Origin of the sequence: Pseudomonas sp. PS01301, from assembly GCF_029960215.1 — a bacterium.
In the GTDB taxonomy this organism is placed as follows: domain Bacteria; phylum Pseudomonadota; class Gammaproteobacteria; order Pseudomonadales; family Pseudomonadaceae; genus Aquipseudomonas; species Aquipseudomonas coleopterorum.
Window position 1 is genome coordinate 1 of sequence record NZ_JASCPM010000102.1, and the last position, 2,402, is coordinate 2,402.

The window sequence follows — 2,402 nt, forward strand, 5'->3', positions numbered from 1 at the left end:
CACTCGCCATTGCTGCCCACCGTGACAGCGCCTTTGGAGGTCTGACCGTCGAAAAGCTCCACACTCTGCCCGGCCATGGCTGCCCCGGTAACCGTGACCACCGTGTCAGTGGTCGACGATCCTTGGCTCAGCTCTTTGCCGGAGTCCCGCACACTGGTGATTGCTGGGTGGATTTCAGCGGCGGGTGGGGTAACGGCCTGCTCGCTGATATTGAAGCTGTAGGGGGAGTCAGCATTCAGGTTGACCTGAGTCAATGGAATGACGTGGCCCGTTACATCGAAGTAGTCACGTTGTATGAGTTGTGCCCCTGCCAGGCCTACTTCACGGGTCTGCTGGGAAAGATAGAACACGGCCTCCAGAGGCAGCGCAGTTGTCGTGCCGGTTGGCCAGGTTTCGAGCATGACCTCGTTGTGATAAGGCCGTTCTTCGCTGGCTACCAGAAAATGATCCCGTACCGCCAGGCTCAAGGCAAAGGCGGCAGGGTCGGCACCGAACGAACATTGATGTCTATTACGCGACGAATATGATCCGCTCCCCCCCGCAGCGTTGTAATGGGTTTTCCAACGTTCAATAGTGTCGACCGGAGGAATTTGGGTGGCACAAGGGCCACTATCTGTGGGGTGTGAGACGTGCGGACCGCATCCTTTTAGCGTCCCTCTGTTAGACGTTCCGGCATCACTTGGGTATGAGCACAGCAACCTTACATCACGCTGGCCATCATGAGCACTGGCAGTATTGTTCTTAAATATCAATCCCTGCGTTTCTCCTGCGATGAACCTGGCAATGCCAAGGTCTCGCCGTAAGTAGGAAAAAGATATGCCCCCGATCCTGTTCGCTGTAGGGCTGGGGTCCCATGAGTGATAGCGGGTTGTCGCGCTCGTCGCGCGCATGAAGACACCGTTGCAGAAATACGCCGCCTTGCCGTTGCAGTCGTTGCGGGTGTCGGTATAGCGCCTGTTCAATGCTTCGGCAACCAGCCGACCCTGCTCGATAGTCTCGGAAACAATGGACACACTGATATTTCCAGAGCGTACCGTAGTGCCCACTCCGCCCACCTTATAGGTGTAGTAAAGCGTTACCGTGGTGTCCTGACTTTCCTGCAGCCACGCCTTGGGCAATTCAAAATCAAGGGGCGCAGGCCCTGCGGCTGTCTGAATGATCGTCGAGTGACTACGGGTACCGACCCAGTACACTTTCACCGTGTCCTGGTTGTTCATCCCAGGGTAACTGACGCGAGCGGTGGCTGTTGCATCCACGGCACTGAGGTTGAGCGTGTTATCGACCACCCCATCCACGGAAAACACAGAATCGCTGTCGACCACCTGCACCGGCAGCGGTGCAGAACGCAGGGATTCGCCCACACCGTTGATCTTGTAGGTGTAATACAGATCGACCGTCCGTCCCACGTTTGCCCGCAGCCAGGCTACCGGGAGTTCAAACACCAGCGGGTTGGAACCAGTAGCGGTTTGAACCGCTGTACTTTGAGACGTGACGCCTGGCCAATACACCTTGAGCGTATCGCCTGGAGCCATGTCGGGTGAACGCACCCGCACGTGGGCAACGCTTGTGACCGTATCGACATGAACTTTACCGTTATAGATTTCCTCGACGCTGAAAAGTGGGTAAGCGCGATTCGTCGAATCTACGTGCGTTGTGCTGCTGGCCCCAGCCACAGGCTGTTCGAGTTTATTGAAACCATCCGTACAGCCAACCAGGCTCAACAATACACACAGCAGCACTCGACAACTCAGATGCTTACTCATGATGCATTCCTTTCATACACTTCCAGCGAAGAGTGGCGCAGCAATTTGCACCGCTCCGGTAGTTGACAAAGCACTACCGGGCGGTTCATTCAACAGAGCAAGGGCCTGGCGAGCCTCTACGAGGCTGTTGTCAAAGTTGCAGGCGCAGCAACCGCGAAAACAGTTTCAACTCACCTGTTCTGCGTAAGACGCTGTAGTTGATGAGCACGACGTTGCCCGCGTTTTCCGTCAGCCATTGCGCCGGGATAGGAAAGCGTGCGATCACCCCAGTTTGCACTGGCTGCTCGGCTGTCTCATGGGTGGTCACTCCAGTCCACCGTACTGTCACCCGATGCCCATCAAGTTGTGCAGGATAGAGCACCGTGACTTCATTGCTCGCGGAATTGAATCGGGGTGCTGGTAGCGCGATGTCTTGTCCCGTGACATACAGCCGGCGGACATTGGACGACAGACGCAGACCATTGCCATAGACCGTGTAGTTGATGTCGGCGTAGGATCCAATCACATCGATCACTTCAAGGCGCGGAATCTGGAAGTCCAACGTGCGGGGGACAGTCGTTTCCACAATGTCGGAATGGTAGACAAGCCCCTCATGGACCCATCTGACCATAACCGTATAGGTGGCTTGCGGATCCGCCT

General features: G+C 56.2%; 2 pseudogenes. Both read right to left on the reverse strand.

The annotated features are described in order from the left end of the window. Positions 1-1,763 (reverse strand): annotated as a pseudogene (locus QMX89_RS22555) (hypothetical protein); the annotation flags it as partial. 130 nt (positions 1,764-1,893) lie between these two features. Beyond that, positions 1,894-2,402: pseudogene (locus QMX89_RS22560) on the reverse strand (hypothetical protein); the annotation flags it as partial.